Source organism: Nonomuraea sp. B10E15, from assembly GCF_039871615.1.
Classification (GTDB): domain Bacteria; phylum Actinomycetota; class Actinomycetes; order Streptosporangiales; family Streptosporangiaceae; genus Nonomuraea.
Genome location: NZ_JBDPMB010000011.1, coordinates 1 through 25,852 on the forward strand (window position 1 = coordinate 1; position 25,852 = coordinate 25,852).

Genomic DNA, 25,852 nt, shown 5'->3' on the forward strand with positions numbered 1-25,852 from the left:
TCCGGTGGGTGCAGGCGAGCACTTCCCGCTCAGACCGACAGATCCCGTTGAAGACCCGAGGTCAGTCAGAGGGTGGGTCAGGACTGGCGGGAGGTGCTCCCCTACATCATCTCTGTCAGCGGGCGTCACCCTGGAGGCCCTCGCCAGGTGCGGCGGAAGGCGTGCCGCCGGCACCGCCGTAACGAAAGGATCTTCGCGAACCGGAGGCGGGCGCGCGGCGCGCCCGCCTGGCTCCGCCGCGGCTCCAGGAGCCGGTCGGGCGGAGCTCGCTTCTAGAGACCGGGCGCGGGGAACTGCGCGGTGAGCTCGCTCACCTCGTGGTGGACGCGCGTGATGACGTCGTCGGCGTCGCCCTTGGCGAGGGCGGTGACGACCTCGTCCATCCAGGCGCCGATCTGGCGCATCTCCGCCTCACCCATGCCGCGCGAGGTGACCGACGGCGTGCCGATGCGGATGCCCGACGGGTCGAACGGCTTTCGCGTGTCGAACGGCACCGTGTTGTAGTTGGTCTCCAGCCCCGCGCGGTCGAGCGCCTGCGCGGCCGGCTTGCCGCCGATGCCCTTGGGCGTGAGGTCGAGCAGGATCAGGTGGTTGTCGGTGCCGCCGGAGACGAGGTCGAACCCGCGCGAGGCGAGCTCGTCGGCCAGGGTCTTGGCGTTGGCGACGACCTGGTGGGCGTAGTCGCGGAAGGCCGGCTGGGCGGCCTCGTGCAGCGCGACGGCGATGGCGGCCGTGGTGTGGTTGTGCGGGCCGCCCTGCAGGCCGGGGAAGACGGCCTTGTTGAGCGCCTTGGCGTGCTCTTCCGAGTCGGCCATGAGCATGGCGCCGCGCGGGCCGCGCAGCGTCTTGTGCGTGGTCGTGGAGATCACGTCGGCGTGGCCCGCCGGCGACGGGTGCGCGCCGCCCGCGACCAGGCCCGCGATGTGGGCGATGTCGGCGGCCAGCACGGCGCCGACCTCACGGGCGATCGAGGCGAAACCCTCGAAGTCGATCGTGCGCGGGATCGCGGTGCCGCCGCAGAAGATGAGCTTCGGACGGTGCTCCAGGGCGAGCTGGCGCACCTCGTCGAGGTCGATGCGGCCGGTGTCCTTGCGCACGCCGTAGCGGACCGGGTTGAACCACTTGCCGGTGGCCGAGACGGACCAGCCGTGGGTGAGGTGGCCGCCGAACGGCAGGCCCATGCCCATCACGGTGTCGCCGGGCTGCAGGAACGCCATGTAGACGGCGAGGTTGGCGGGCGAGCCGGAGTAGGGCTGGACGTTGGCGTGGCCGACGCCGAAGACCGCCTTGGCGCGCTCGATGGCGAGGGTCTCGATCTGGTCGATGACCTGCTGGCCCTCGTAGTAGCGCTTGCCCGCGTAGCCTTCGCTGTACTTGTTCGTCAGGACGGTGCCGGTGGCCTCGAGCACGGCCTTGGACACGTAGTTTTCGGACGCGATGAGCTTGACGGTGTCGGCCTGCCGCCGCTCCTCCGCATGGATGAGCTCGGCGAGCTGCGGGTCGACGCTAGAGAGAGAACTCATGATTCTCCTGTCATCGTTGACAATCTGCGAAGACCCAGGCGCACGGCCTCCGCTCCTTTCGCTCCCCGGTGGTCGTTCCCACCCAATGCGCCAGTCGCGTCTCGTCTAGACGATAGCGGATGCGGCGGGCTCTCACTTCTGCGTGATCTTCACGTTCCTGAACAGGCCGAACGTCAGGAAGTCCAGGTCGACGGCCTTGATCGTCTTCCGGACGCCGCGGAACACGGCGAACAACCGTTTCGACTCGCCGGCACGGATCTGGTCGCCCGCGCCCCAGGTCGGATCACGCGTTGTTCGTCCGGCCCATGCCCGGCCAGAGCCGGTCGACCTCGGCGTTCAGGATGGCTCCGATGAGCACGGCCAGCGCGGTGATGTACAACCACAGCAGCAGGGCGATGGGCGCGGCCAGGGAGCCGTAGACGGAGACGGGCGAGAACCACGCGGCCAGCACGGCCCTCAGCACCGCCGCGCAGACGATCCACAGGAACAACGCCAGGATGGCGCCGGGCAGCTCGCGGTACCACTTCGTGCGCACCGGGACGCTCACGTGGTAGAGCACGGTCAGGAACAGCACCGAGCCGACGATCACGACCGGCCAGTAGAGCACGTCGATGAGGATGCCGTATTCGCCGGGCAGCGTGTCCCTGAGCAGGGTCGGGCCGACGACCAGGATCGGCATGACGATGATGCCGATGACCAGGCCGATGACGTAGAGGCCGAACGACATCAGCCTGGTGCGGATGATGCCGCGCTCCTCGCCCAGCCCGTAGGCGACGGAGATGAGGTCGACGTAGACGTAGAGGGCCCTGGAGCCGGACCACAGGGACACCAGGAAACCCAGCGAGATGATCGACACCTTGCCGGCGTCGTCGCTGAGCACGTCGGTGATGAGCGGGTTGACGACCTTGGTGACGGCGTCGTCGGTGAACAGCAGGCCGGCCTGGGCGATCACCCAGGCCTTGACCTGGCCGACCACTCCCGGCCCCAGCCAGGTGCCGAGCTTGCCGATGACGCCGATCAGGCCCAGCACGAAAGGCGGCAGCGACAGCAGCGCGAAGAAGGCCGCCTCACCCGCGAGGCCGGTCACCCGGTAGTTGACCCCGGCGTTGGTCGACGCACGGACGATCGCCCACGACTTGGTGTCGAGCACCCAGCTCAGCCTGGCCCGGGCGTTGGAGGCGAGGCCCCTTTTCGGCCGGGAAGGCGCTTCGGTGGACGTCATGGCACCCAACGGTATTCGCAGTTACTCTTCGGCACAGCCTAGCCAATGGTCACTGCCCATCGGCCCGCCGCCCTACCAGAGTGCCTGGTCGAAACCGTGGTGGCGGTTGCCCCCATTAGACGCCGCGCACCCCGCCCGTGGCTAGTCGTTGTCGACGATGCGCGCGCCCAGCGGGAGGAGGGAGACGGGGATCATCTTGATGTTCGCCACGCCCATCGGGATGCCGATGATGGAGATGAACAGCGGGATCGAGGTGATGACGTGGCCGATGGCCAGCCAGATCCCCGCGACGACGCACCAGATGATGTTGCCGAGCAACGAGAACACCCCCGCGTCGGGGTCGCGCACGACGGTCCTGCCGAACGGCCACAGCGCGTACGCGGCGATCCTGAACGAGGCGATGCCGAACGGAATCGTGATGATCAGGATGCAGCAGATGATCCCGGCCAGTGCGTAGCCCATGGCCAGCCAGATTCCGGCGAACACGAGCCAGATGACGTTCAAGATTGTGCGCATACTCACAGCATGTCACTGGTCCTGCCGTTCGCGTCATCCGGCATCGACCCTGAGATCACCCCGAGACGGGCGCGCGGCCCCTTCCTGGAGGCCCCGCGAACGCCTGCGCGATCTCCATCCACTCCCTCGCCGGGCTCCCCGCCATCTCCAGCGCGGTGTCCGACAGGTGGATGCGCTGGGTGACGGCCAGGCAGAAGTCGAGCACCGGCCCGCGTACGACGCTCTCCGCGTCGCCGGGGCCCGCCGTCCACGTGGCGCCGTCCGGCATGGTGAGCTCCGCGCGCACCGGCTCGGCGGGCACGGGGAGGCCGCGTACGGCGAAGCTGTACGGCCTGGCCATGAAGCCGATCGAGGCCACGTGCCTGAGCCGGGCCGTGGGCGGCCTGGTGACGCCGAGCGCGTCGGCCACGTCCTGGCCGTGGGCCCACGTCTCCATCAGCCGCGCGGTGACGAACGAGGCCGCCGACATGTCGGGCCCGTACCACGGCACCCGGTCGCGGGCGCCGAGCGTGGTGAACACCTCGACGCTGCGGGCCCGCGCCGTACGGAACCAGGCGAGCAGGTCGGCGGGAGTCCTTCCGCGCGCCCGCAGCACCAGGTCGTCGACCCATCCGTCGACCGGGCCGGGACCCGTGAGGGAGGCGCGGTGGCCGTCGGGGTCGGTGACCGCCCGGGCGGCCGCGTCGTCGAACCAGGCCAGGTGGCTCACCTGGTCGCGGATCGCCCACCCCTCGGCGGGCGTGGGGCGTTCCCAGGCGTCGTCGCTCATGGGCCGCAGCAGCGCCTCGAAGGACGCGGTCTCGGCACGCAGGTCGTCGAGCAACTCGGCCATGAGGTTCACGCGCGCCAGCCTAACCGGAACAACCTTCTAGGAGAATAATGCAGGTGTGATCTGCGAGAGCTGCAAGGACAAGCGCCACGACGACTGCCGCGGCGGCTCGTGGTGCGACTGCCAGCACCAGACCGCGGAGCAGGCCAGGGAGTCGGAGCTGGACTGGCCGCGCCAGGGCTGAACGATCCCACACTCTGGACCCCTTCTTGGACATCCCGGACGGCCGGGGTATCTTCGTTGTATGCCAGCGGACCCCATGCTCGTCGGTCGACGCCACGTCGACCTGCTGCGTGTCCGCAGTGCCATCTGTTGCGACGCCCGCTAACCGCCATCTTTCTTTTGCCGCTGAGCGCGTCGCATTCCCTCCTGCATTCCTGCCCTCGATGACGAGGCGGGAGGACCATAGCGCGCGCCCATGATCCGAAGGACGCGCAATGAGCACTCCTGCCAGCCGCACTCCCGCCAGCCGCCATCACCGGCGCCCGCGCGGCGAAGGCCAGTGGGCTCTCGGTTACCGCGAGCCGCTCAACAAGAACGAAGAGAACAAGAAGAACGACGACGGCCTCAACGTCCGCCAGCGCATCATCGACATCTACTCCAAGCGGGGCTTCGACTCCATCGACCCGGCCGACCTGCGCGGACGCATGCGCTGGTACGGCCTCTACACCCAGCGCAGGCCCGGCATCGACGGCGGCAAGACGGCGATCCTCGAGCCCGAGGAGCTCGACGACCGCTACTTCATGATGCGCGTGCGCATCGACGGCGGGCAGCTCGACCTGGCCCAGCTGCGCACGATCGCCGACATCGCCAACGAATATGCCCGCGGCACCGCCGACCTGACCGACCGCCAGAACATCCAGCTCCACTGGATCGAGATCGAGTCGGTGCCGGACATCTGGGAGCGCCTGGAGGCCGTGGGCCTGTCCACCACGGAGGCCTGCGGCGACACCCCGCGCGTGATCCTCGGGTGCCCGCTGGCCGGCATCGACACCGACGAGGTGCTGGACGCCACGGAGCAGATCCGTGAGCTGAAGGAGCGGGTCATCGGCAACCCGGCCTACTCCAACCTGCCGCGCAAGTTCAAGACGGCGCTGAGCGGCTGCCCCGCCCACTGCACGGTCCACGAGATCAACGACGTGGCGTTCGTCGGGGTGGTCAACGAGCGCGGCGAGGCCGGCTACGACCTGTGGGTCGGCGGCGGCCTGTCGACCAACCCGATGCTGGCCAAGCGGCTGGGCGTGTTCGTCCGGCCCGACCAGGTGGGCGACGTGCACGAGGGCGTCACCGGGATCTTCCGCGACTACGGCTACCGGCGGCTGCGGCACAGGGCGAGGCTCAAGTTCCTGGTCAACGACTGGGGCGTGGAGAAGTTCCGTGAGGTGCTCGAGCAGGAATACCTCAAGGAGCCGCTGCCCGACGGGCCCGCCCCCGAGCCGCCCCGCGGCAGCCGGCGCGACCACGTCGGCGTCTTCCCGCAGAAGGACGGCGCCTTCTACGTCGGCTTCGCCCCCAAGGTGGGCCGGGTCGACGGCGACAAGCTCCATCAGATCGCCGACATCGCCGAGCGGCACGGCTCCGGCAGGGTCCGCACGACGATCGAGCAGAAGATGGTCATCCTCGACGTCGCACCCGACCAGGTCGACTCCCTCGTGGCCGAGCTGGAGGCCGCCGACCTGCGGGTCAGGCCGTCCACGTTCCGCCGCCAGACGATGGCCTGCACCGGCATCGAGTTCTGCAAGCTGGCCATCGTCGAGACCAAGTCGGCGGCGGCCGGCCTGATCGACGAGCTGGAGCGCCGGCTGCCGTCGTTCGACGAGCCGCTGACCATCAACGTCAACGGCTGCCCCAACGCGTGCGCCCGCACCCAGACCGCCGACATCGGCCTGAAGGGCCAGCTCGTGGTCGACGAGAACGGCGAGCAGGTCGAGGGCTTCCAGATCCACCTGGGCGGCTCGCTGGGCGTCGACTCCGGCTTCGGCCGCAAGGTCAGGGGACTGAAGACCACCGCCAAGGCGCTGCCCGACTACGTCGCGCGGGTCGTGTCCCACTACGACGACCAGAAGAAGGAAGGCGAGTCGTTCGCCGACTGGGTGCAGCGAGCGGACGAGGCCGACCTGAAATGACCACACGAGCGGTTCCCTTCCACTGCCCGTACTGCGGCGACGAGGACCTCGAACCCTACGAGGGCGAGCTCGACGACGCCGGGCACGGCACGGGCGGCAGCTGGTACTGCCGCGCCTGCGCTCGTGCTTTCAAGCTGAAGTTTCTCGGGATCGGAGTGAGGATATGACGCTGGTCGACCTCGAGGTCGTCTTAAGAGATCAACGTGGCTCGCTCGACCTGCCGGACATCGTCGAGTCGGCCGCGACCGCTCTGGAGGGCGCCCCCGCGCGCGAGATCATCCGTTGGGCGGCGGCGACCTTCGGCGAGCGTTTGTGCCTGACCTCCTCCATGAGCGACGCGCTGCTCATCGATCTGGTGAGCCGGGTCAAACCCGGCGTTGACGTGTTGTTCATCGACACCGGCTACCACTTCGCCGAGACGATCGGCACGCGGGACGCCGTGCGGCAGGTCTATGACGTCAATGTGATCGACATCAAGCCGTCGCGGACGGTCGATGAGCAGGATCGCGACCTCGGCCCGCGCCTGTTCGGCCGCAACCCCGACCTCTGCTGCTACCTGCGCAAGGTGGAGCCGCTCAACCGGGCGCTGGAGCCGTACCTCGCGTGGATCTCCGGCATCCGCCGCGACGAGTCGCCGAGCCGGACGAACACCAGGGTCGTCGAGTGGGACGCCAAGCGGCAGATGGTCAAGGTCAATCCGATCGCCGCCTGGACGCAGGATGACGTCGACAACTACATCGCCGACAACGGGGTGCTGATCAACCCGTTGCACTACGACAACTACCCCTCGATCGGCTGCGCGCCCTGCACGCGGCAGGTCGCGGATGGTGAGGATCCGCGCAGCGGTCGCTGGGCGGGCCTGGGGAAGGTCGAATGCGGCATTCACCTGTGATCCCCGACAGGGGCTCCGTCCCGTTGGCAGGCGGGACGGCCCCCGGCCGCGTGCCACTGGTGGCGGTGGCGCACGGGTCACGCGACCCGCGCGCCGCCGCCACCGTGGCCGCGCTGCTCGACAGGGTGCGCCTGGAACGCCCCGACGTGCCCGTACGCGTGGCCTATCTCGACCACTGCGCTCCCGCGCTCGGGCAGGCGCTGGCCGGGCTCGACGAGGCCGTGGTGCTGCCGCTGCTGCTCACCGAGGCGTACCACAGCCGGGTCGATCTGCCCGCGGCGCTCAACGAGGTCAGGGCGCGCCATCCGCGCCTGCGCGTGCACTACGGCACCACGCTCGGTCCGCACCCGCTGCTGCGGACCGCGCTGGAGCGGCGGCTGGCCGGGGCGGGCGTGCCCGCGGGCGACCCGGACACGGCGGTGGTGCTGGTGTCGGCCGGTTCGAGCGACGCCAGGGCCAACGCGGTGGTCTCGGGCATGGCCCGGCGGTGGCGGCGCTCCGGCTGGTGGTCGGTGTCGGCCGCCTACGCCTCCGCGGCCGACCCGTCGCCTGCCGAGGCGGTCTCCGCGCTGCTGCGCTCCGGCGCGCCGCGGGTCGCCGTCGCCCCCTATCTGCTGGCTCCCGGCTACTTCGCCGACAAGGTGCGGCAGGCCGCGCTGGAGGCCGGCGCCGAGGTCGTGGCCGACGTGCTCGGGCCCGCTCCCGAGCTGGTCGGCGTGCTGCTGGAACGGTACGAAGCGGCCCAGCGGCGTCCGGTGCCCATCGCCGGCTGAGCAGCCCGGCTGAGCAGCCGATCAAGCAGCGGGGTCAGTAGCCCCGGCCGAGGTCGCGGTTCATGTCGCGCACCTGCCGGTTCAGCTCGCGGGTCTCGTGGCGGAGCTGCCTGCCCAGCTCGCGCCAGTCCTCTCCGTGCAACATCCGCCAGTGCTCCCGCCAGGCCGACAGCTTGCGCTTGATCGGCTTCGCGCGCGAGTCGCCGACCACCTTGACGTCGCCCATCACGGCGTACGCCTGCACGCGCACGACGGGCACGTTCGCTCCCTGGGCGCCCTCCAGGACGTCCACCTTCTTGTCGCCCATGATGGCGACGCCGTCGAGGTCCACGTTCACCCCGTCCGGCACGATGATCTTCACGTCGCCCATCACGGAGACGGCCATGATGTCGACCGAGTTCGTACGCACCTCCGCCTCGCGCAGGTCGAGCACCACGTCCCCCATCACGGCGACCGCGCCGAGCTCCTTGTCGATCCGCCAGGTGCCGCGCCGCTTGGAGTCGCCCATGATGCCCACGAACCAGCGCCGCTTGCGTCCCGTCGGGGCCGGCGACGCGGGCGCGGGCGCGCCGCCCGCGGGCAGGTCCTGGGTGAGCAGGGCCAGCTCCGCGTGCGTGGCCGCGGTGTACGCGGCCTCCGTGCGGTCGGTCAGCTCGGCGAGCGTGAGCCTGCCCTCCACCGAGGCGATACGGAGTTGTTCGACGACGGCCTCGCGCTCGGCGTCCGACGCGCGGACCTCACCCGGATCAGTCATACTCGCAACATATCGCGACTTGTCCACCGTCGCGCTCTCCGGGAGGAAACTGTCTCGCCACTGACCATGCACGTTGCCCTGGAGTCCGAACCTCCGGAGGCCGGGACGCGTACCACGCCATGACACGGGGCCCTGGCATGGTCCGGGGCGCGGCCGGACCAGGCTAGGGTCCCTGTCATGCATGAGGAACAGCTCTACCGCGCGGCGTTGAACGGCGATTCCGAGACCGTGGGCAAGCTGCTGGCCGGCGGCGCCGACCCCAACACGCCCAGCGAGGGCGAGGAGGAGGGCCTGCCGCTGTGCGCGGCCGCGGCCTGGGATCGCGCCGAGGTGGCCACGACGCTGCTGACGGCCGGGGCCGAGGTCGACGGCAGGGAGACCGGCGGCTGGACGGCGCTGCTGTGGGCCGCCGCCAACGGGCATGCCGCCACCGCCCGGGTGCTGATCGAGGCGGGCGCCGCGGTCGACGCGACCAACGACGACGGCGACACCCCGCTGTCGCTGGCCGCCAGGCGCGGCGCGCTGGGCGTGGTGCAGGTCCTGCTGGCGGCGGACGCCGACGCCGAGAAGTACGACGGCGACGGCGACACGCCGCTCGACATCGCGGCCGACTGGGTGGGCGTGCACCTGGAGAGCGCCCTGCTCGACCAGATCGAGCAGGAGGGCTGGGAGCACACCGTGACCCGCCAGCACACCAGGGACGGCACCGAGCTGGTCACCGTGACCGGCCGCTCGCCCGACGGCACGCAGACGGAGCAGGTGCAGGCGCAGCGCGGGCACGCGGCCGTCGCGACCCTGCTGGAGGAGGCGACGGGCGTCCACGAGCCGGTCGACCGGCTCGTGACGCGGGCCGTGGCGCACCGCGACCTCGACGACGACGCCGAGACGTGGTGGATCGTCGCCGACTCGCTGGCCAAGCGCGGCGACGAGGAGACCTACGAGGCGCTGTCCCGGCTGTGCGTGAGCGAGGACGCCAGGGAGCGCGAGTTCGGCGTGGACGCCATCGCCCAGTTCGGCGTCACCGAGGACGAGAAGCCCTACGCCGACAGGACGCTGCCGTTGCTGGAGAAGATGGTCACCACGGAGGGCAACCCGCAGGTGCTGCGCTCGGTCCTGGCCGCGCTCGGCCACCAGGGCGATCCGAGGGCGCTGCCGTACGTGCTGGACATCCTCGGGCGTCCCGGGCACACGCGGACGATCACCGACGCGATCGCGCTGGCCGACGTGCTGCCGCCGGAGCACGAGGAGGGTCTCGCGCTGCTCATCGAGATGACCCAGGACGACGACCCGGGCATCCGCGACTGGGCCACGGCCGGGCTCGCGGGCCTGTCGGCCGACACGCCCGCCATCCGGGAGGCGCTGGCGGCCCGGCTCACCGACACGAACCTGCGTGCGGTGGCCGAGGCCACGCGCGGGCTCGCGACCCGCGGCGACGAGCGGGCGGCGCAGGGGGCGGAGCGGGTGCTGGCCGAGAGCGACGACGAATACGCCAGAGACCTCGTCACCGAGCCGCCGGCAGCCGGGTGAGCGCGGTCAGTCGCCGTTGAGCACGCGGGTCACCCATTCCAGGGTCCCCGTGCTCAACGCCTCCTCCGCCAGGCGCTTCCCCGTCGTGGTCTTGATCGCCGCGAGCGAGCTGTCGATCCAGCCCTGCACGTTCTGGTGCCCCTGCTCCCGATATTCGACCGCCTGGATGAGGCACTCCAGTTTGTCGGCGTCGCGTGCGCAGACGGCCTCGAGGCTCGCCTTCTCCTCGTACTCGGCGACCGCGTCGCCCACCATGTCCGCCACCTCCGCCGACACGCCCCGCACCTGGTCGGCGGTGACGTCCTCGTTGGAGGCCGCCTTGAGGTAGCGCTTGCCGATGTAGGGGATGTCGGTGATGCGGGTCTCCTGCGTGTCATGGAACAGGCTCATGAACGCGGCCCGCTCCGGATTCGCGCCCTCCAGTTTGGCGATCATGCCCGCGATGACGGCGGCGCGGAACGAGTGCTCGGCGATGCTCTCGGGGTCGCGTACGCCCGCGACCAGCCACCCGGTCCTCTTGTAGCGCTTGAGCAGCCCGAACTCGTACAGCAGCCCGGCCAGGCCCGTCACGTCTCCCATCACGTCGTCAGTCATGTGGCCCCCTCTCGTCGTGCGCGGCGGGCCCGGCCGGCCAGCAGGCCTGGATCTGAGCCGTCCGCCAAGGATTAATCAGGATGATGGAGTCCGACCAGATTCGCAACAACCTCTGGCCATATTTCACCCCACGCCCGCATTATCCGCACTTTTCATTGAATAAATAGACGAATGCCGCGGCTGGCCATCCGGCCACGGCATTCGTCCTTTCCTTCGGAGGCGGTGATGACACCGCCCACCGCGGGCGCTACTGGTCGACCGGCCACCAGTCGAAGAAGTCGAACCCGCCCTCGTTGTCGTCGTAGCGCGGCCTGTCCGTCTTCGTAGGCGTCGGGGACGGTGTAGGCGTCGGCGTCACCACGACGATCCGCGGCCGGACCGGCCGGTCGTCATGGTGGCGCTTGTGACGGAACTTGCGATGGTGGTGGTGGTGATCGTCGTGGTGGTGGTGATGGCGACCGCCCCACCAGGGACCCCTGGGCCAGCGGTTGCAGTGACGCTTGCACCCGAGCACCGGCTTCTCTCCCGCGACGGCCCCGACCCCGGCCGAGGCGACGGCAGCGCCTGCGCTCGCGCCGGCGATCCCCTGACTCACGGGAAGGAGCATGACGCTGGCGGCCGCGCCGGCCAGAGCCACTGACATGATGCGCCTTTTTCTCGGCGCGCTCGGTTGCCGACTTTCTGTATTCTCGTGCATTCTTTTCCGTCCATGGGTAGTTCGACCCAGAAAATCCGGTACCCATCATGATCGAGTGCCCGGACAGAGGCAGACTTACCCAGGAACGGATTCTCGTTTAACCCCATGAACCCAAACAACGCGTCAAATCAAAGGACTCCGGAGGAGAGATCGTTCAACAAGGTTTTCGCCGTTGTTTGCCCGCCGGTGGGCATGGCACGAGGATGATCTCCTGAGCCCCACGGCCGCGTCCGCCGGGACGAGCCGGGCTACGGGCCGGACAGAGCGGGTGCGGCGGTCAGGACGTCCCTGGCCAGGGCGAGGTCACCGCCCAGCTCCGCCGGGAAGGCGGCCGGGTCTCCCCTGCCCCCGAGCAGGAAGCAGAACGCCACCACGTCCGCCGTGATGCTGACGTCGGGAGCGCCCGGGGCAGTCTCCTCCACGCCCAGGGGGATGCGCCACTCGCCGCCGCCGTCGCCCGTCAAGGTGAGGTGCAGGGTGTGTCCCGCGCCGCCGTCCGCCCCCGAGAGGAGCATCGTCCAGGGCAGCAGGCGGGCGCACAGGTCGGCGGTCGGGTGGATGTGCTCCGCGATCGGGTCGGGCAGGCGGACCCCGGCCGTCGCCGCGGCGTCGGCGGTGTGGATCCAGGTCTCCAGGCTCCGGCCGAGGACGTGGTCGCCCAGCCCTGTCTCCAGGCCGTCGAGCGTGGCCGCCGTCGCGGGATCCAGGCCCGCCAGGTGCCGGCAGAGCGCGTCCGCCTGGGCGCGCCAGTCCCTGCGCGTCTGCTCGGGGCTGCGTGACCGCTCGTAGGCCTGCAGATCACGCGTACGGGCCGGCGCGTCGGCCGTGCCGATGGGCGGTCCGAGCACGGGAGCGCCGACGGAGGCGGCCAGCAGACCGTCCTTGGCGGCCAGGTGGGCGACGAGTTCCTGCAGGGTCCAGCCCTCGACGATCACGCGCGACCAGTCGTCGCCGGCCGCCTCGGCCAGCAGGGCGTCCATGGCGGCGACCCGGCCCGCGTACGGCTCCGCCCAGGCCGCGGTGGGCGCCGCGGGCCTGCGCCGGGCCCTCGCGCCGGCCAGGAGTTGGGGACGCAACGAGTGGGCCGGCACCGCCGGGTCCGCCATCAGCGCGTCCAGGTAAAGACGCTCGACGGGGTCCATCACACCTCTTCCTCCGCGAGCGCGTCCGCCAGGCGCCGTAACGCCAGCCGGATGCGCGATTTCGCCGTGCCCTCGGGCATGCCGAGTTCCTCGCCGACCTGCCGGTAGGTCCTGCCGCCGAAATAGGCGAGCTCGAGTGCCTCCCGCAGGCTGCCGGGTAACGACGTCACGGCCTGCCGCACCCGCTCGGCCTCGTCGGCGGCGAGCACGGTGTCCTCCGGCCTGGCGGGCTCGCGTTCGAACAACCGCGGCCCCAGCGCCGACACCCGGCGCCGTTCCTCCGCGCGCACGTGATCGACCGCGCGCCGGTGCGCGATCGTGGCCAGCCAGGCACGCAGGGGCCCGCGCTCCGGATCGTAGGCCAGCGGACGTTCCCAGAAGACCAGGAACACCTCCTGCGTGATGTCCTCGGCGATCACCCGATCCCTGGTGACCCGGAGGGAGAGACCGAAGATCAGCGAGGAGAGCCGGTCGTAGATCTCCCCCAGAGCGGACTCGTCGCCGCCGACCACCCGCTGGTGCAGCACGCGGTCGTCGTACGGTGCCTCCACTGGCACCACACTCCCGTATAAATCCGGATCAAGGCGGCACGTGCGCCGCGACCCGAGCATGTCACTATTCGCGAGAAATGTAGAGCTGGATGACCAGCGAATGTCCCCCGTGCCGGTGCGCGCCTCCTCGGGGCTCGATCCGGCGCGCGGTAGCTTCGGAGATCCACGACGGAGGGAGCACCACCATGGCCACCACGCGCACCGCCACCACCCAGTGGGAGGGCGCTCTGCTCGACGGCTCGGGCAGCGTCTCGCTCGACTCGTCGGGCGCCGGCGCCTTCGAGATTTCCTGGCCGTCCAGGGCCGAGGCGGCGGGCGGCAAGACGTCTCCCGAGGAGCTCATCGCGGCCGCCCACTCGTCCTGCTTCTCGATGGCGCTCTCCCACGGGCTGGCCGGCGCCGGCACGCCCCCCACGTCGCTGCGGACCAGCGCCGACGTGACGTTCCAGCCCGGCGAGGGCATCACGGGCATCGTGCTCACGGTGAAGGGGCACGTCCCCGGCATCACGGCCGAGCAGTTCCAGCAGGCCGCCGAGACGGCCAAGGCCGGCTGCCCGGTCAGCAAGGCCCTGGCGGGCACCACCATCTCGCTCAACGCCGAGCTCCTCTAGCCTCCGCCCCGGGTCGGCCTGGCCGCGCCCACGCGCGCGGCCGGCCCGGTACGAAGGGCGATCGGCTCAGTGCAGGACCAAAACCGCTTCAACGTGCGACAATCAGTTCACATGCGCGAGGTCTGGCCGGGCGAGCCCTATCCACTCGGCGCCACCTGGGACGGCGTTGGCACCAGCTTTTCGCTGTTCTCAGAGGTCGCCGACCGGGTCGAGCTATGCCTTTTTCACGACGACGGCACCGAGGAGCGGGTCGACCTGCCCGAGGTCGACGGGTTCGTCTGGCATGGCTACCTGCCGGGCGTCCAGCCGGGGCAGCGCTACGGCTACCGCGTGCACGGGCCGTACGAACCGTCGCAGGGTCACCGGTGCAACCCCGCCAAGCTGCTGCTCGACCCCTACGCCAAGGCCATCGACGGCGAGCTGACCTGGAACCAGGCGCTGTTCCCCTACTACTTCACCGATCCCTCCCGGCGCAACACCGAGGACAGCGGCCCCTACCTCCCGAAGAACGTCGTGATCAACCCGTTCTTCGAGTGGGGCAACGACCGGCCGCCGCGCACGCCGTACCACGAGACCGTGATCTACGAAGCCCACGTGCGGGGGCTCACCATGCGGCACCCCGGCGTGCCGCCGGACCTGCGGGGCACGTACGCGGCTGTGGGGCATCCGGCGGTCATCGAGCACCTGCTGTCGATCGGGGTGACGGCGGTCGAGCTGATGCCCGTGCACCACTACATCCCCGAGCACTTCCTGGTGGCGCGCGGGCTGACGAACTACTGGGGCTACAACACCATGGCCTACCTCGCGCCGCACGGCCGCTACTCCTGCGGCGGCACGCGCGGGGAGCAGGTGCTGGAGTTCAAGGCGATGGTGCGGGCGCTGCACGAGGCGGGCATCGAGGTCATTCTCGACGTGGTCTACAACCACACCGCCGAGGGCGACCACATGGGCCCCACCCTGGGGTTCAGGGGCATCGACAACGCCGCCTACTACCGGCTGCACGACGGTGACCGGCGCTACTACCTCGACTACACCGGCTGCGGAAACTCCCTCAACGTGCGCTCGCCGCACGCCCTGCAGCTGATCATGGACTCCCTGCGCTACTGGGTGCTGGAGATGCACGTCGACGGGTTCCGCTTCGACCTGGCCTCCGCGCTGGCCAGGGAACTGCACGACGTCGACCGGCTGAGCGCCTTCTTCGACCTGATCCAGCAGGATCCGGTGATCTCGCAGGTCAAGCTGATCGCCGAGCCGTGGGACGTGGGGCCGGGGGGCTACCAGGTCGGGAACTTCCCGCCGCTGTGGACGGAGTGGAACGGCAAATACCGCGACATCGTACGGGATTTCTGGAGGGGCACACATTCCGCGCTACCGGAGTTCGCCTCCCGGCTGACCGGCTCCGCCGACCTCTACGAGTCCTCCGGCCGCCGCCCGGTCGCCTCGATCAACTTCGTCACCTGCCACGACGGCTTCACCCTCACCGACCTGGTCTCGTACGACCACAAGCACAACGCCGACAACGGCGAGGACAACCGCGACGGCACCAACGACAACCGCTCGTGGAACTGCGGGGCGGAGGGGCCGGTCGAGGATCCGGAGATCGTCACGCTCCGCCGCCGCCAGCGGCGCAACTTCCTGGCCACCCTGTTCCTGTCGCAGGGCGTGCCGATGTTGTCCCACGGCGACGAGATGGGCCGCACCCAGCGCGGCAACAACAACGCCTACTGCCAGGACAACGAGCTGGCCTGGGTCGACTGGTCGATGTTGCAGACCGAGCACGAGCTGCTCGACTTCGTCAGGGCGCTGTCCAAGCTGCGCCGCGAGCACCCGGTCTTCCAGCGCCGCAGGTTCTTCCACGGCCGCCACCCCGACAACGGCAAGCGCGACCTGGTCTGGCTCACCCCCGGCGGCCGCGAGATGACGGCGGGCGACTGGCACATCAGCTACGCCAAGTCGCTGATGGTCTATCTCAACGGCGAGGCGATCACCGAGCCCGGGCCGCGCGGCGAGCGGATCGTGGACGACTCGTTCCTTCTGCTGATCAACGCCCACCACGAGAACATGTCGTTCACGCTGCCCGGCGAGGAGTTCGGCGGCGGATGGCTGCCGGTGCTCGACACCAACCACGACACGGTGGAGGACACGTTCGCCGACGAGTGGCGGGCCGGCGACCTGGTGGCGGTCACGGCACGCTCGCTCCAGGTGCTCCGCCAGCCGCGCCGGCACGCCTGACGAGGGCGGAAACCTCCGCGAGCCGATTGTCGGTGGGGTGTGCCAAGGTAGAGGAGTGCGGCGCATCTATCCCGACATACAGGACAACCCGGACATCGCGCAGGCGTACGCCTACCCCGGTGACCGGCCGTGGCTGCGCGTCAACATGGTCGCCAGCACCGACGGCGCGGCCTGGCTGAAGGGCCGCTCACGGGGGTTGTCGAGCAAGGGCGACCGGCGGATCTTCCAGACCCTGCGCGGGCTGGCCGACGTGATCGTCGCGGGCGCCGCGACCGTCCGCACCGAAGGCTACGGCCCGGTGCCGCCGCGCGACTGGTGGGCCGAGCTCCGCGAGGGCCGGCCCGAGGTGCCGCCGATCGCCGTCATCACCCGCGGCCTCGGCTTCGACCTCGACGCCGAGTTGTTCACCGACGCGCCCAGCCGGACGATCGTGATCACCTGCGAGGCCGCGCCCCGCGAGCGGCGCAAGGCGGCGGCCCGGCACTGCGACCTCGTCGTCGCCGGCGACGACGAGGTCGACCTGCCACTGGCCATGGCCGAGCTGCACCAGCGCGGGCTGACCAGGATCCTGTGCGAGGGCGGCCCCCGCGTCAACGCCCAGCTCTCGGCCTGCCGGCTGATCGACGAGCTGTGCCTGTCGATCAGCCCGATGCTGGTCGGAGGCGGCGCGGCCCGCATACTCAACGGCGAGCCCGCGGAGGTTTCCCTCGATCTCAGCCAGGTGCTGGAGGAGGAGGGCGTTCTCTTCTGCACGTACACGAGGAGCACTGATGAGCGAGCCCACTGAGCCGACCACCGGGCCGACCACCGGGCCGACCACCGGGCCGACCACCGGGCCGACCACTGAGCCGACCACTGAGCCGACCACCGGGCCGGCCACCGGCGCCGTCGCGGCCGAGGAGCCGGAGCCGGTGCCCAACCTGCCGGTGCGCCCGCCGGTGCCGCCGATGCTGGCCAAGCCGGTCAAGACCATGCCGAAGCAGGACGGCACGCTGTTCTACGAGCCGAAGTGGGACGGCTTCCGCTGCATCATCTTCCGCGACGGCGACGAGGTCTATCTGGGCAGCCGCAAGGAGCGGCCGTTCACCCGCTACTTTCCCGAGCTGGTCGAGGCGGCCAGGGCCGAGCTGCCCGACCGGTGCGTGGTCGACGGCGAGATCGTCCTGCCGATGGGCTCCCAGCTCGACTTCGACGCGCTGCAGCAGCGCATCCATCCCGCCAAGTCGCGGGTGACGATGTTGTCGGAGCGCACGCCGGCCCAGTTCGTCGCGTTCGACCTGCTGGCCCTGGGCGACGAGTCGCTGATGGAGGCGCCGTTCTCCGAGCGCCGCGCCCGGCTGGAGGGCCTCTTCCCCGCGAAGGGCGGATCGATCCGGCTGACCCCCGTCACGACGAGCGACGAGCAGGCGCACGAGTGGTTCGAGACGTTCGAGGGCGCGGGTCTCGACGGCATCATCGTCAAGCCGGGTGACCAGCCCTACATCCCCGACAAGCGCACGATGTTCAAGGTCAAGCACGAGCGCACGGCCGACGTCGTCATCTGCGGCTACCGCGAGCACAAGTCGGGTCCGATCGTGGGCTCGCTGCTGCTCGGCCTCTACGCCGCGGACGGCCGGCTGCACCACGTGGGCGTGGCGGCGTCGTTCCCCATGGCGCGCAGGGCCGAGCTGGTCGAGGAGCTCAAACCGTACATCGCGGAGTTGAGCGAGCATCCGTGGGGCCACTGGGCCGAGCAGGCGGCGGCCAACGCCGGCCAGCCGGCCGCCGGGCCCGCGACGGGCGGGCAGCGGGTGCCCGGCGCGGTGTCGCGGTGGAACGCCAAGAAGGATCTGTCCTTCATCCCGTTGCGACCGGAGCTGGTGATCGAGGTGGCCTACGACCAGATGGAGGGCGACCGGTTCCGGCACACCGCGCAGTGGCGGCGGTGGCGGCCCGATCGCACGCCCGATTCGTGCACGTACGAGCAGCTTGAGCGTCCAGTTAGTTACAACCTTGACGCTATCCTTGCCCGCTAATCGAATATCCCGTTATATCTCGATACATGACTACTGGCGATGAGCTGAAGGCAGCCGTGTCCGCCCGCCGCGATCTCGGGCCTGACTTCGAAGACGCCGTCGTGGAGTCGTTCCTCGACAAGATGGGCCAGGAGATCGACCGGAGGGTGGACGAGCGCCTGGCCGCGTCGCCGCAGGGCCGGCAGCCGGCCCCCGCCTCGGGCCCCAGCGACGCGCAGCGGCTGGCCCTGGCGATCGTCTCGCTCAGCCTGGGCACGCTGCTCACCCTCGTGTTCGTGCTGCTCGGAGACGCCCGCGCGTCCTATCTGATCCCGGTCTGGCTCGGCATCATCATCGTGAACGCGCTCTTCAACGGCTCCCGCAAGAAGGGCTAGGCCAGCCAGATGAGCCCGGCGAACCTGCCGCCGGGCGCCTCCCGGCGGTGGGAATAGAGCTCCTCCGACTCGATCGTGCAGCGCGCGTCATGGCGCACGTCCGCCACCCCCGCCGCCCGCAGCTGGGCCTCGATCCCGGCGCGCAGGTCGAGCGCGGGCGTCTGCCACGACGTCGTCGACCACGTCTGCGGCACCTTCCCCGCCACCCGCTCGCGCAGCTCGGCCGGCACCTCGTAGCAGCGGCCGCAGGCGCCCGGCCCGACCAGCGCGACCATCCGCGCCGGGTCGGCGCCCTTGCCCGCCATCGCCTCCACCAGGGCGGTCGCGATGCCCGCCTCGGTGCCCGGGCGGCCCGAATGCGCGGCGCCGACCAGCCGCGCCACCGGGTCGGCCACCAGCACCGCCGGGCAGTCCGCCCCGAGCGAGGCCAGCGCCAGCCCCGGCTCGGTGGTGAACACCCCGTCGAGCGCGGGCGGCTCGTCGCCGAACGGCTCGCTCACGAAGGCGACGTCGGTGCCGTGAACCTGGCGCATGAAGACCACGGCGCGCACCCGCAGCTCGGCCGCCAGGGCCGCGCGGTTGGCCCGCACGGCCGCCGGATCGTCGCCGACCATCCCGCCGAGATTGCGCGAACCGTAGGGCGGGGCGCTGACCCCTCCGTGCCGATCGGTGACGGCGACATGCACTCCAGGGGCCAGCAGCATGCCTCGATCTTAGAGGCAGGGCCGGGCGGCGGGACGCTCCGGCCGCCCGCGCGGCAGGTGAGCTACCGTGGCAGCGCGTACGGACCTGGGATTCCCCCCGGCACGGCGCACCGGCCGCCCGTGCGTGGAGCGGCCGGCCACATGGACCCGCGGACCGGCCAGGGCGGCACCGGCCGGGCGCGGAGCTACGCGGGAGGAGACCCCGATGACCAGCCTCGCCGACCTGCACGCGCTGATGGCCGGGCTCGGGCACCCGGTGGTGCGGGCCGCCGTCCCCTCGGCGGCCCGGTTCGCGGACGGCGCCCCCTACCGGTTCGAGATCCCCAGCGTCGAGGGGCCTGAGGTGCTGGAGGCGGTCGTCGCGGAGGCCGACAGGCTCGGCGTGCCGGTCGCCAGGACCTCGCAGGGCAGCGGCGTGATGATGCTGACCGACGCCGAGATCGCGCGGATGGCGCTGATCGGCGCCGAGCGCGGCATGGAGGTGAACCTGTTCCTCGGCCCGAGGGCCGCCTGGGACACGGGCGGGCAGGCCAAGCTGACGCAGGCCGTGAGCGCGGCGGCGCGCGGGAACGCCATGGTGGCGGCGTGCGTGGCCGACGCCCTGCGGGCCTGCTCGCTCGGCATCCGCAGCCTGCTCGTCGGCGACCTGGGCGTGCTGGAGGTGCTGCGGGAGCTCAAGGAGGACGGCACGCTGCCGGCCGGCCTGGTGCTGAAGACGTCCGTGCTGATGCCGCTCACCAACGCGCCCACCGCGGCGGTCTACGAGCGCCTGGGCGCGACCACGGTCAACGTCGGCACCGACCTGACCGTGCCGCACCTGGCCGAGATCAGGGCCGCCACCCGGCTGCCGATCGACCTCTACCTGGAGGTGCCCGACGACCAGGGCGGGTTCGTACGCTTCTACGAGGCGGTCGAGATCGTACGCGCCGCGGCCCCTGTCTATCTCAAGATGGGGCTGCGGAACGCACCGAACATCTACCCGTCGGGCGGGCACCTCGGCGTGGTGCCGAAGGAGCTGGGCCGCGAGCGGGTGCGCCGGGCGGCGCTGGTGCGGCGGCTGATCGAGCAGCTCGACCCCGAGCTGCAGCGGCCGGCCGGCGGGCCCGCGGCCGACCTGGGCGTGCCGGTGGTCTGAGCGGCCCCAGTGCGGCACGTCCCGAGCCCATGGCCGTGCGGCGGCGGTTCAGCCGAACCGGTGGACCGTGAGCGGGCCGCCGCCCCAGCGGCCGATCGCCTCCTCGTCGGCGAAGGCCAGCACGCGCATCATGTTGCCGCCGTCGCTGAGCTCCACGTTGCGGCGCAGCCGCCGGCGCAGGTCCTCCGGCAGGGCGGTGGTGCCCGCCTCGATCGTGTCGCCGTAGTGCGGGGCGAAGGCGACGCCCGCGAAGCCGGTGCGGCGCAGCAGCGTGGGCACGGTCTCGGAGGAGTAGAACATCAGGTGGTTCTTGGTGAAGCCGCTCCACCCGTTCCCGTACGCCTTGAGCAGCAGCGACCGGGCGTTGACGGTCAGGATGAGCAGCACCCCGCCGGGTGCGAGCAGGCTGCGGAACTTCGCGAAGTCGTCCAGCGGCCTGGGCAGGTGCGCGAGCACCGACCAGAGGGTGATCACGTCGAACCCGCCTGCGGCGATCTCCGGCACGTCCTCGGGCGCGCCGTGGAAGGTTCTCGCCTTGCTGAGCCGCTCGTTCGCCTGGGCGACGGACTCGGGCGACAGGTCCACCCCGAAGGCCTCGAACCCGCGCTGCTCGGCCAGTTCGAGGAACAGGCCGACCCCCGAGCCGAAGTCGAGCAGCCGCCGCTCCTTGCCCTCGTCGAAGACCGGCGAGAACGCCTTCATGGTCAGGTCGTAGCGGCGCTGCCGGTTGGCGGCGTACTTGCCGGTCAGGAACGAGTTGTAGCCGGTGGCGTACAGGTCGCCGAGGCGTTCGGGGCGGACGTTCGGGTTGCGGTAGAGGAAGCCGCAGGAGGGGCAGCGGACGACGTGATAGCGCCAGCCGTTGCCTCCGGTGGGCTCGAAGAGCGGTTGCTGGCGGGACTCGCCGCACATCATGCAGGTCAGGAATTCCTCGATCTCGCCCAGCGGCCTGCTGCGCTCATAGTCGGCCAGCGGCATGATCGGGGCGTTCCTGATCAGCCGCTTCCACTGCACCTCCCTGATCAGCCGCTCACCGGGCCGGACGTAGACCCGCTGGCCCCAGGGAACGCGGTTGTACCGTTTGCCGTACATCAGTCGGCCTAGCAATTTTTTTGTCATCTCCACCACCCTGCGGGCGTTCTGCCCTAACGGAGACGACCTAATGCGTCCAGGTTCGAGCGCTTTACGTGATCTTTGGCGTACGTGCCTTCCGTCCGTCGCGCTGGCCTCCCTATCCAAGCAAGCATATGCTTGGGCGCGTGGCTGACTATCGGAATCTCATCGGGGGCGAGCTGGTGGCCGCCACCCGGACGATCGACTCGGTCAACCCGGCCACCGGCGAGGTGTGGGCCCGCATCCCGGCCGGCGGCGCCGCCGAGGCGCAGGCCGCCGTGGCTGCGGCCGAGCAGGCGTCGCCCGCCTGGTCGAGCCTGCCCGCCGCGGCCAGGGCACACGTCCTGCGCAAGGTCTCCGAGCTGTTCGGCCGCCACGCCGGGGATCTGGCCCGGCTGGAGACCCGCGACAACGGCAGGATCCTGCGCGACACCCTCAAACGGGACCTGCCGGGCATGGCGTACCTGTGGCAGCTCGCCGCCGGGCAGTGCCTCGACGCGGTCAAGGGCGACACCGTCCTGCTCGGCCCCGACACGTTCGGGCTGACCCGGCGCGAGCCCTACGGCGTGGTGGTCTGCATCATCCCGTGGAACTCCCCCATCTCGACCTTCTCGGCCAAGGCCGCCTACGCGCTGGCCGCCGGCAACACGGTCATCGTCAAACCCGCGGAGCAGGCGAGCGCCTCCGTGCTGCGACTCGGCGAGCTGCTCGCGGACGTGTTCCCGCCCGGCGTGCTGAACATCGTCAGCGGCCTGGGCGAGGACGTCGGAGACGCCCTCGTGCGCCACCGCGGCGTCGGCAAGGTCAGCCTCACCGGATCGACCGCGACCGGCCAGGCGATCACGCGCGCCTCCGCCGACGCGCTGAAGCCGATGACGTTCGAGCTGGGCGGGAAGTCGCCCAACATCGTCTTCCCCGACGCCGACCTGGACGCGGCCGCCCAGGGCGTGACCGTGAACTCCGTGTACACCGGCAACGCCGGCCAGGTGTGCGTGGCCGGCTCGCGCATCCTCGTCCACCACTCGATCTGGGACGAGATGCTCGGCCGCATCAAGCACATCTGCGCGGGCCTCGTCCTGGACGACCCGCTCGACCTGCGGACCACGATGGGGCCGATCGTCTCCGCCGGCCAGTACGAGCGCGTGACGTCGTACCTCGAACTGGCCGAGAAGGAGGGCGCCGAACGCGTCTTCGGCGGCCGGACCGGCGCCGACGTGGTGCCCGGCCTGCCCGGCGGCTACTGGGTCGAGCCCACCCTCTACACCACCACGGACAACGCGCTGCGCGTCTGCCAGGAGGAGATCTTCGGGCCGGTGGCGGTGGCCATCCCGTTCGGGTCGGACGAGGAGGCGCTGGCCATCGCGAACGACTCTCCGTACGGGCTGGCGGCCGGCGTGTGGACGCGCGACCTCGGCCGCGCGCACCGCTTCGTGCGCGATCTGCGCAGCGGCACGGTGTGGGTGAACACCTTCCGCCAGATGCCGCCGGGGCTCCCGTTCGGCGGCGTGAAGGACAGCGGGTACGGCCACGACTCGGTGCTCGAGTTCACCCGCGAGAAGGCGGCCATTATCCAGATCTAGTCGGATAGATTTACCTCCCATGAGCGAGGGGATCAAGGAAGAGTCCGGGCTGTCGGAGGCGGCCGCCCAGTCGCGCGCGTCGGTGCTGCGCAGCCGCGCGGAGTCGTACATCGCCCTGTCGCGGCACGACGCCGCGATCGCGGACCTGACCGAGGCGATCACGCTGGCGCCGGACAACGCCCGCGCCTGGCGGCTGCGCGGCGAGAGCCACCGCATCATCGAACGGTACGACGCCGCGCTGGAGGACTTCGACGAGGCGCTGAAGCTGGAGCCGGACAGCGCGTACGCCCTCGGCTCGCGGGGCCAGACCTACGCCGCGCTCGACCGCCTGGACGACGCCATGGCCGACTTCGAGCACGCGCTCACCCTCTCCCCCGGCTCGTTGTGGATCCTGGAGGCGAAGGCGGACGCCCTAGTGGGCCTGGACCGGATCGACGAGGCCCTGGCCGAGCACGCGAAGATCATCGCCTTGGACGAGGACCTGGCCTACTCCTGGGTGGCCCGCGGCGACCTGTACCAGCGGATCAACCTGTACGCCGAGGCCATCGACGACTACACGAAGGCGCTGGAGGCCGACCCCGAGTACGTGCGCGCGCTGAGCAGGAGGGGCGAGGCGTACCGCATGACCGACCGGTACGACGAGGCGCTGGCCGACCTCAACCGCGCGCTGGAGCTGGACCCGGAGAACGACCGCGCCTACGGCAGCCGGGGCGCCGTGCTGAGCGAGATGGGCGACGACGAGGCGGCGTTGAAGGACCTGAACCGGGCGATCGAGCTGGACGCCGACTACATCTGGGCCTACCGGGTGCGGGGCGAGATCCTGCAGGAGCTGGACCGCCACGAGGAGGCGGTGGCCGACTTCTCCCAGGCCCTGCACCTGGAGTTCGGCGACTGAGTTCGGCGACTGAGTTCGGCGGCTTCGGCGACCGGACCTGGTCAGCGGGGGTCGCGGCGCAGGGGATGGCCGGGCGGCACCTGCACCAGCACGATGCGATGACCGTCGGGGTCGGCGATCCACGTCTCGATGAGCCCCCACGGCTCGGTGCGGGCCTCGCGCAGGACGGTCACTCCCGCCCGCCGCAACCGCTCCTCCTCGGCCGCCACGTCGCGCACCTGCAACCAGAGCGACATCCCCGGACCTCCGCCACTGCCACTGCCACTGCCGGACAGCTCCAGGAACCCCTGGCCGAGGAAGAACACGACACCCGGATGGTCGGGCGGGCCGAACTCGCGGTAGACGGCCAGCCCGAGCGTCTCGGCGTAGAAGCGGCGGCTGCGGTCGAGATCGTTCGGCCGCAGCAGGATCCGGCTGCTCAGCACCTCCATGCCCCTGCCTCTACCCGCCCTCACCGCCGGAAGCCCCGTCTCCGGGTAGCCCGGCTTGCCGGGGGAGCCGCGCCGGGGTCACGCGGCGTGCGCGGCCGGCCATCCCAGGGCGGCCTCGCCGGTGCGCAGGGCGGAGATGTGACCTTCACCGGAAAGCAGCCAGAGCTCCACCGCCGGCCCGACCACGCTGCCGAACCACGACCAGTCGCCGCCCAGCGCGTCGTGATCCGCCGGGTGAACATCTCCGGGTCGTATGCGGCCGCCGCCTCGTGCCGTTCCTTCGCCGCGCGGCCCATGACGGCGGCGCGCAGGGACGCCCGGCCGGAAACCGACATGCCCGCGAACCAGTCGAGACCCTGCGCGCCGTACGGGGCCGGCCCTGACACGTCGACCACGGCCCGTACCCGATCGGGCAGCAGGGCCGCGCAGGCCAGAGCGTGCGAGCCGCCCCCGGAATGGCCCATCACCGCGAACCTGCCGATGCCCAGCTCGTCGGCGACCGGCCCATCGCCGGCCGCTGCCGGGCCCGTGTCATACACGTGGAGGGTGCGGCCGTCGCCGAGGTTCAGATCGTGTTCGCTGACCACGCGGGAAGCCTGATGCCACGGGCCGGCAGGACGCGGGGGCCTCCGTAAGGGCGAGGTACGGAGGCCCTGGTCGCGGACCCGTCAGAGGGCCAGCAGGGCGCTGACCGGCAGGCGGGTGTCGTACAGCGGGCGGATGGCGATGCGCAGCAGCGCCAGCGCGTTGTCGTCGCCCGCGATGCGGTTGGCGCTGAGCTCGCCGCAGGACTGGCAGTGATGGATGATCAGCCACTCCCCGTCCTGGCGGACGCTGACGCTCAGCGCCGCCATCCGGCCCCGGCAGGCGGCCCGCCTGTCGCCGGGGACCCGGTGGTCGACGTGCAGGCTGGTCAGGCAGTGCGGGCAGTGGTTGCGGTGCGCGGTGCCCGGCGCGATCACCGGCACGTCGAGGCGGCACCCGACGCAGCGGAACGCGTCGCCGGGTGCCCGATGGTGTGCCTTGCGCCGTTGCGGCCGTTCACGCTCCGTTCTCCTGCGCGGCATCAGAGGTCGCCGAACGCTTCGAGCGGGAACGGCGGCTGCGCCAGCGGGCGTACGGCCATGCGCATGAGGATGAGCTGGTTGTCGTCCCCGCAGATGGGGTTGGACGTCAGCTCACCGCACCTGGTGCAGCGGTGGATGAGCATCCAGTCGCCGGTGCGCAGGACGGCGATCGAGATCGGGATCATCCGCGACCCGCACTCCGACGGGCCGCCTTCCACGTGGTCGAGCACGTGCTGCGAGTGCAGGCAGCTCGGGCAGTGGTTGCGCCGGGTGCCGTCGGGCGCGTTCGCGGCCACGGTCAGGCCGCAGCGCACGCATGGGAACGTCTCAGTGGTCGTAACGGAACGATGGGTGGACAACCTGGGAACTCCTTGCCGAGTGGATCACGAAAGAGCAGCAAGGTGCGCCAAGCGGGCCTCGCGGGCACGCTGGATACGGCAGGCGGTCCGGCAGGTCAGAGCAGACCTCAGAAGCAGGAGCCGCCCGTGGTACGGCGAGGCGCGCGTGGCGCGACGGCAGGCATTCATCCCCCCGTTTCCTGGGCACGGC

29 protein-coding genes and 1 riboswitch are annotated in these 25,852 nt (G+C 70.8%); of the genes, 14 read left to right on the forward strand and 15 right to left on the reverse strand.

What is annotated here, in order from left to right:
* Window positions 1-272: 272 nt before the first annotated feature.
* The 4 genes from glyA to ABGB14_RS27670 all read right to left on the reverse strand — a co-directional run bounded on the left by glyA (window position 273) and on the right by ABGB14_RS27670 (window position 4,093).
* Window positions 273-1,523 (reverse strand): serine hydroxymethyltransferase, encoded by a 1,251-nt coding sequence (gene glyA, locus ABGB14_RS27655; RefSeq protein ID WP_347646735.1) that lies wholly within the window; start codon window positions 1,521-1,523, stop codon window positions 273-275.
* A gap of 25 nt (window positions 1,524-1,548) precedes the next feature.
* Window positions 1,549-1,631: riboswitch (ZMP/ZTP riboswitch) on the reverse strand.
* Between the two features lie 175 nt (window positions 1,632-1,806).
* Window positions 1,807-2,745: a YihY/virulence factor BrkB family protein gene (locus ABGB14_RS27660; RefSeq protein ID WP_347646736.1), complete on the reverse strand. Its 939-nt coding sequence runs from the start codon at window positions 2,743-2,745 to the stop codon at window positions 1,807-1,809.
* Window positions 2,746-2,886: 141 nt separating this feature from the next.
* Complete coding sequence (locus ABGB14_RS27665; RefSeq protein ID WP_347646737.1) at window positions 2,887-3,261, reverse strand: YccF domain-containing protein; 375 nt, start codon at window positions 3,259-3,261, stop codon at window positions 2,887-2,889.
* Between the two features lie 55 nt (window positions 3,262-3,316).
* A complete protein-coding gene (locus ABGB14_RS27670; protein ID WP_347646991.1) occupies window positions 3,317-4,093 on the reverse strand; it encodes a TIGR03084 family metal-binding protein in 777 nt (258 codons plus the stop codon).
* A 55-nt stretch (window positions 4,094-4,148) separates the two neighbouring features.
* On the opposite strand from ABGB14_RS27670, the gene ABGB14_RS27675 reads away from it, so the two are divergent.
* The 5 genes from ABGB14_RS27675 (at window position 4,149) to ABGB14_RS27695 (ending at window position 7,881) form a co-directional block, all read left to right on the forward strand.
* Window positions 4,149-4,274 (forward strand): hypothetical protein, encoded by a 126-nt coding sequence (locus ABGB14_RS27675; protein ID WP_347646738.1) that lies wholly within the window; start codon window positions 4,149-4,151, stop codon window positions 4,272-4,274.
* Window positions 4,275-4,527: 253 nt separating this feature from the next.
* A complete protein-coding gene (locus ABGB14_RS27680; RefSeq protein ID WP_347646739.1) occupies window positions 4,528-6,216 on the forward strand; it encodes a nitrite/sulfite reductase in 1,689 nt (562 codons plus the stop codon).
* Window positions 6,213-6,383: an Insertion element protein gene (locus tag ABGB14_RS27685; RefSeq protein ID WP_132595212.1), complete on the forward strand. Its 171-nt coding sequence runs from the start codon at window positions 6,213-6,215 to the stop codon at window positions 6,381-6,383. The genes ABGB14_RS27680 and ABGB14_RS27685 overlap by 4 nt, the downstream gene beginning before the upstream one ends.
* Window positions 6,380-7,108, forward strand: coding sequence for a phosphoadenylyl-sulfate reductase (locus tag ABGB14_RS27690; protein WP_347646740.1), 729 nt, complete (start codon window positions 6,380-6,382; stop codon window positions 7,106-7,108). Before ABGB14_RS27685 ends, ABGB14_RS27690 begins: the two co-directional genes overlap by 4 nt.
* Window positions 7,090-7,881, forward strand: coding sequence for a sirohydrochlorin chelatase (locus ABGB14_RS27695; protein ID WP_347646741.1), 792 nt, complete (start codon window positions 7,090-7,092; stop codon window positions 7,879-7,881). Before ABGB14_RS27690 ends, ABGB14_RS27695 begins: the two co-directional genes overlap by 19 nt.
* Window positions 7,882-7,915: 34 nt before the next feature.
* On the opposite strand, the gene ABGB14_RS27700 is transcribed toward ABGB14_RS27695, so the two are convergent.
* A complete protein-coding gene (locus ABGB14_RS27700) occupies window positions 7,916-8,635 on the reverse strand; it encodes a DUF1707 domain-containing protein (RefSeq protein WP_347646742.1) in 720 nt (239 codons plus the stop codon).
* A gap of 177 nt (window positions 8,636-8,812) precedes the next feature.
* Here ABGB14_RS27700 and ABGB14_RS27705 point away from each other — a divergent pair, with 177 nt between their 5' ends.
* Window positions 8,813-10,162, forward strand: a complete 1,350-nt coding sequence (locus ABGB14_RS27705) for an ankyrin repeat domain-containing protein (RefSeq protein ID WP_347646743.1) — start codon at window positions 8,813-8,815, stop codon at window positions 10,160-10,162.
* Window positions 10,163-10,168: 6 nt separating this feature from the next.
* Here ABGB14_RS27705 and ABGB14_RS27710 read toward each other — a convergent pair whose 3' ends face one another.
* The 4 genes from ABGB14_RS27710 to ABGB14_RS27725 form a co-directional block, all read right to left on the reverse strand.
* Window positions 10,169-10,756: an HD domain-containing protein gene (locus ABGB14_RS27710; protein WP_347618137.1), complete on the reverse strand. Its 588-nt coding sequence runs from the start codon at window positions 10,754-10,756 to the stop codon at window positions 10,169-10,171.
* Window positions 10,757-11,003: 247 nt separating this feature from the next.
* Window positions 11,004-11,399, reverse strand: a complete 396-nt coding sequence (locus ABGB14_RS27715) for a hypothetical protein (RefSeq protein WP_347646744.1) — start codon at window positions 11,397-11,399, stop codon at window positions 11,004-11,006.
* A gap of 302 nt (window positions 11,400-11,701) precedes the next feature.
* Window positions 11,702-12,595: a maleylpyruvate isomerase family mycothiol-dependent enzyme gene (locus ABGB14_RS27720; protein ID WP_347646745.1), complete on the reverse strand. Its 894-nt coding sequence runs from the start codon at window positions 12,593-12,595 to the stop codon at window positions 11,702-11,704.
* A complete protein-coding gene (locus ABGB14_RS27725; RefSeq protein ID WP_347646746.1) occupies window positions 12,595-13,152 on the reverse strand; it encodes a sigma-70 family RNA polymerase sigma factor in 558 nt (185 codons plus the stop codon). The genes ABGB14_RS27720 and ABGB14_RS27725 overlap by 1 nt, the downstream gene beginning before the upstream one ends.
* 179 nt (window positions 13,153-13,331) lie before the next feature.
* Between ABGB14_RS27725 and ABGB14_RS27730 the strand changes: the two genes are divergently transcribed.
* The 5 genes from ABGB14_RS27730 to ABGB14_RS27750 all read left to right on the forward strand — a co-directional run bounded on the left by ABGB14_RS27730 (window position 13,332) and on the right by ABGB14_RS27750 (window position 18,378).
* Complete coding sequence (locus ABGB14_RS27730; protein WP_347646747.1) at window positions 13,332-13,757, forward strand: OsmC family peroxiredoxin; 426 nt, start codon at window positions 13,332-13,334, stop codon at window positions 13,755-13,757.
* A gap of 111 nt (window positions 13,758-13,868) precedes the next feature.
* A complete protein-coding gene (gene glgX / locus ABGB14_RS27735; protein ID WP_347646748.1) occupies window positions 13,869-15,989 on the forward strand; it encodes a glycogen debranching protein GlgX in 2,121 nt (706 codons plus the stop codon).
* 55 nt (window positions 15,990-16,044) lie between these two features.
* Window positions 16,045-16,776: a pyrimidine reductase family protein gene (locus ABGB14_RS27740; protein ID WP_347646749.1), complete on the forward strand. Its 732-nt coding sequence runs from the start codon at window positions 16,045-16,047 to the stop codon at window positions 16,774-16,776.
* Window positions 16,760-18,004: an ATP-dependent DNA ligase gene (locus tag ABGB14_RS27745; RefSeq protein WP_347646750.1), complete on the forward strand. Its 1,245-nt coding sequence runs from the start codon at window positions 16,760-16,762 to the stop codon at window positions 18,002-18,004. The genes ABGB14_RS27740 and ABGB14_RS27745 overlap by 17 nt, the downstream gene beginning before the upstream one ends.
* A 26-nt stretch (window positions 18,005-18,030) precedes the next feature.
* Window positions 18,031-18,378: a hypothetical protein gene (locus ABGB14_RS27750; protein WP_347646751.1), complete on the forward strand. Its 348-nt coding sequence runs from the start codon at window positions 18,031-18,033 to the stop codon at window positions 18,376-18,378.
* Here ABGB14_RS27750 and pgeF read toward each other — a convergent pair.
* Entirely contained in the window at window positions 18,375-19,082 is a 708-nt protein-coding gene (pgeF, locus tag ABGB14_RS27755) for a peptidoglycan editing factor PgeF (protein WP_347646752.1), read from the reverse strand. The genes ABGB14_RS27750 and pgeF overlap by 4 nt on opposite strands.
* Window positions 19,083-19,287: 205 nt before the next feature.
* Here pgeF and ABGB14_RS27760 point away from each other — a divergent pair, with 205 nt between their 5' ends.
* The gene (locus tag ABGB14_RS27760) at window positions 19,288-20,217 is read left to right on the forward strand and encodes a U32 family peptidase (RefSeq protein WP_347646753.1); all 930 of its coding nucleotides are present in this window, start codon (window positions 19,288-19,290) and stop codon (window positions 20,215-20,217) included.
* 48 nt (window positions 20,218-20,265) lie between these two features.
* On the opposite strand, the gene ABGB14_RS27765 is transcribed toward ABGB14_RS27760, so the two are convergent.
* Window positions 20,266-21,309: a class I SAM-dependent methyltransferase gene (locus ABGB14_RS27765; RefSeq protein ID WP_347646754.1), complete on the reverse strand. Its 1,044-nt coding sequence runs from the start codon at window positions 21,307-21,309 to the stop codon at window positions 20,266-20,268.
* A 167-nt stretch (window positions 21,310-21,476) separates the two neighbouring features.
* Here ABGB14_RS27765 and ABGB14_RS27770 point away from each other — a divergent pair, with 167 nt between their 5' ends.
* Window positions 21,477-22,910 (forward strand): aldehyde dehydrogenase family protein, encoded by a 1,434-nt coding sequence (locus ABGB14_RS27770; RefSeq protein WP_347646755.1) that lies wholly within the window; start codon window positions 21,477-21,479, stop codon window positions 22,908-22,910.
* A 19-nt stretch (window positions 22,911-22,929) separates the two neighbouring features.
* A complete protein-coding gene (locus ABGB14_RS27775; protein ID WP_347646756.1) occupies window positions 22,930-23,805 on the forward strand; it encodes a tetratricopeptide repeat protein in 876 nt (291 codons plus the stop codon).
* 41 nt (window positions 23,806-23,846) lie between these two features.
* Here the strand turns inward: ABGB14_RS27775 and ABGB14_RS27780 are convergent, their stop codons facing one another.
* From ABGB14_RS27780 to ABGB14_RS27795, 4 genes are all read right to left on the reverse strand, one after another.
* Entirely contained in the window at window positions 23,847-24,236 is a 390-nt protein-coding gene (locus ABGB14_RS27780) for a VOC family protein (protein ID WP_347646757.1), read from the reverse strand.
* A gap of 20 nt (window positions 24,237-24,256) precedes the next feature.
* Window positions 24,257-24,823, reverse strand: a complete 567-nt coding sequence (locus ABGB14_RS27785; protein WP_347646758.1) for an alpha/beta hydrolase — start codon at window positions 24,821-24,823, stop codon at window positions 24,257-24,259.
* A gap of 81 nt (window positions 24,824-24,904) precedes the next feature.
* A complete protein-coding gene (locus tag ABGB14_RS27790) occupies window positions 24,905-25,303 on the reverse strand; it encodes an RNHCP domain-containing protein (RefSeq protein WP_347646759.1) in 399 nt (132 codons plus the stop codon).
* On the reverse strand, window positions 25,303-25,662 hold the full coding sequence (locus ABGB14_RS27795; RefSeq protein ID WP_347646760.1) for an RNHCP domain-containing protein: 360 nt from the start codon (window positions 25,660-25,662) through the stop codon (window positions 25,303-25,305). Before ABGB14_RS27795 ends, ABGB14_RS27790 begins: the two co-directional genes overlap by 1 nt.
* Between the last annotated feature and the right edge of the window lie 190 nt (window positions 25,663-25,852).